The organism is Paraburkholderia piptadeniae (assembly GCF_900007165.1).
GTDB lineage: Bacteria > Pseudomonadota > Gammaproteobacteria > Burkholderiales > Burkholderiaceae > Paraburkholderia > Paraburkholderia piptadeniae.
Genome location: NZ_CYGY02000227.1, coordinates 1 through 2,580, shown reverse-complemented (window position 1 = coordinate 2,580; position 2,580 = coordinate 1). Strand labels below are relative to the sequence as shown.

Below are 2,580 nucleotides of genomic sequence, written 5' to 3'. Positions count from 1 at the left end.
AACTGATCACCTGGTGGGCATGCGCGAAAAGGAGCTGTGCACGCTCGACCATCTTCCTGAAGACGTGCTCGCATGTCTGGGCGAGCGGGCCGCCGCTCTTCGCTCGATCGGGCTAGGTAACGCCGACGGCGACCGTGTCGTAGGGGGCGCAGCCTTTGGCGCTCGGAACACCGGGACGATGCATCGGACAATGGAGTCGCTCGAGCCGGCCTATTCGTGAGGCATGAACGTGGGCGCAGGGCACGATATCTACAACGACGGCCGATATCACGACCGGGGCGAAAATGAGTGGTCTTGCGGCGGCGCGCGCCGCGAGATCGCCCGTATCGGGTATGTGACCGAGACCGGCGAGCCGATGTACCTCTTTGACGGGGCTTACGGTCGGCTGCACGGAGGGCGAAACTGTTCCTGCAGCAGTGCGACCATTGCGTAAGGAGACGGGTTGGACCCGTGACGGTTTATGTGTTTGTCGCGGCGGCATTTGTCGCCTGCTGCCAGCGTCGCCGCATTTGCTCGCGCCGTATTGAAAACGATGCACGTTCGTACGGCGCAAATTTCCTAACCGAACAGGAGCATTTACAGTGAAAATCACGATCCGAAAGGATAGCAAAGGCATACTCTGCGCCTATATTCCGAGGACGGATTTGGAGGAGCCGATCGTCTCTATCGCGCGGGCGCGGATGTGGGGCGGGCTCGTCACGCTTGCGAACGGCTGGCAGTTCGAGTTGCCGGAGATGGCGCCCGACACCACGCTTCCGGTCACCGTAGAAGCCCGGCGCTTGGCGGGCGGGCACGACTGACATGGCGCTCACTGCAGATCAGATCCATGCGATAACCGAATTGATTCTGAACGAACCGACGTTGTCGGAAGCCGCGGCAAGTTGGCGCAAGCGCTATCCCAACGTGCGTGTCATCCGGATCAGCGCGGGCGAACTGTACAATGAAAAGCCGGTCTTGGAGTTTCGTGGTCGCCGCGTCTATTTCGCGACGTCGACAGGGGTTTGCGTCTCCGTGACGGCAGAGGCAAGTGAGGCCGATATGCTCATCTTAGCCGAAGAGGGCGCCTACGATGGAGACTGTTGAAATCGCGCTTAGCGAGCCAGCCCGTGAAGCACGAGAGATCGAACTCGTTCATGCCATATTGCAGTTCACGCGCTGGAGCGATGGGCCAATGCTCGCTTCGTTTGAGGCCGCGTTTGCTGGCTCGAGTGGCCGCGCCCGTGCGGAGGCGAGTGACACCGGCGGTACCAGGATTGTGCTGCGAGCGTGCGGCATCGATCCGGGTGACGAAGTGATCTGCGCATCGCACCCGTGGCATCAGGTCGCGCAGGCAAACACATTGGCTGGCGCGGCGCCGGTGTTTGTCGATATTAATTGGTGGAGCGGTTGTCTGGAGGTTGCCACGGCACAGCAGAAGACGGGTAAGAGCACGCGAGCAATTCTCTCTGAGAATGCCAACGGGCGTCTCACTGCCTGGGGACCGTTGCGCGAGCTTGCGGATGAAATCATCCCGGTCTGATCGAGCACGGTACTGAGGCGCTCGACCCACGCTACAGGTGGGTGCCGTGTCGGTTCGCTCGACGACGTATCGGCGTTCGATTCTTTTGGGGTCCTCTGCTCGTTGCGCTGGAAAAGGCGGCATGTTCGTCGCCGACGACGAAAGCTTGGCGTACGAGTTGCGTTACCTGCCTCGCGCTGGGTCGCGGACCGTTAAGTCAGTGCTGGTCGTTGCCTGCGCGTCGTTGCCGCGGGTATGAGCGAAATGACGGCGGCGCTCGGGCCGGCACAGCTGGCGGGGCTCGAGGAACGGCTCCGCCCGGCGCAAGGGAATGGAAGTCCGGATCACGGTCGGGCCGAGGACGTGGAGGAAGTGCGCTGGATGCTTATATCGTGCACCTGGGCAAGCGATTTACCCACAGCGTGCGTGCACCAATGATCGAGGACATGCAGGCTTGTGGGATGGAAACGGCGGCCTACAGCTGTCCTTTTCACCTTCACTACATGAGGGCCGCCAACGCGATCCCGATCCGAGGGGGGCGTGGCTCCTGACGCGGAGCGGATCGGCAACCGGGCGCCAGCGTTGCCGCTGCACACGCAGCTCCGTGCGCACGACGTGAGGAGGTACATCGTCAAGACAATTGAAGGACACCGTGACCAACGTCGGCGCTGGAGCTGCTGTCTGTCCCTCCGGGCGGCTGCAGAATTGCCCGTTTTGTTGCGTTACTTCCGATAATTTTGCGACACACTGGTGCAGATCATCGATTCGTGCTTCTTCCGGGCTGGATAGCCTGCCGTACCCATTGCTGTGCCGCTTCAGCTGCGGCGCAGGAGGTTGCGGCGTTCCGCAGCGGGGTAGTTGCTGAAATGTCCTTCCCGCGCGGCCTGACGGCGTGCCGCCGTGATGATCGCCGTGCTGCGGGCAGGGGCGCACGGCGCACTGACCTGTTTATCCATCGCAGTACTGCGACAGCGCGGACAGCGCGGCGTCGTGCCGGCGCGCACCAGTGCTTCAAAACGCAACCCGCAATTGTGGCATACATAGTCGTAGAGCGGCATGAGAAGTTCTCTTCAGCGCGAAGC

Annotated in this window: 4 protein-coding genes and 1 pseudogene; 4 read left to right on the top strand and 1 reads right to left on the bottom strand. The window is 61.8% G+C overall.

Going from position 1 to position 2,580, the window contains the following annotated elements; translation table 11 throughout:
- The 4 genes and pseudogenes from BN2476_RS49230 to BN2476_RS49225 form a co-directional block, all read left to right on the top strand.
- Nucleotides 1-220: pseudogene (locus BN2476_RS49230) on the top strand (hypothetical protein); the annotation flags it as partial.
- Between the two features lie 361 nt (nucleotides 221-581).
- Nucleotides 582-800: a putative nitrogen fixation protein NifT gene (gene nifT, locus BN2476_RS44905; RefSeq protein WP_087740502.1), complete on the top strand. Its 219-nt coding sequence runs from the start codon at nucleotides 582-584 to the stop codon at nucleotides 798-800.
- A gap of 1 nt (nucleotide 801) precedes the next feature.
- Nucleotides 802-1,083: a hypothetical protein gene (locus BN2476_RS44900; protein WP_087740500.1), complete on the top strand. Its 282-nt coding sequence runs from the start codon at nucleotides 802-804 to the stop codon at nucleotides 1,081-1,083.
- The gene (locus BN2476_RS49225; protein ID WP_227747406.1) at nucleotides 1,070-1,519 is read left to right on the top strand and encodes a DegT/DnrJ/EryC1/StrS family aminotransferase; all 450 of its coding nucleotides are present in this window, start codon (nucleotides 1,070-1,072) and stop codon (nucleotides 1,517-1,519) included. Before BN2476_RS44900 ends, BN2476_RS49225 begins: the two co-directional genes overlap by 14 nt.
- A gap of 794 nt (nucleotides 1,520-2,313) precedes the next feature.
- Here the strand turns inward: BN2476_RS49225 and BN2476_RS44890 are convergent.
- Nucleotides 2,314-2,556: an FmdB family zinc ribbon protein gene (locus tag BN2476_RS44890; protein WP_087740498.1), complete on the bottom strand. Its 243-nt coding sequence runs from the start codon at nucleotides 2,554-2,556 to the stop codon at nucleotides 2,314-2,316.
- Nucleotides 2,557-2,580: the final 24 nt, after the last annotated feature.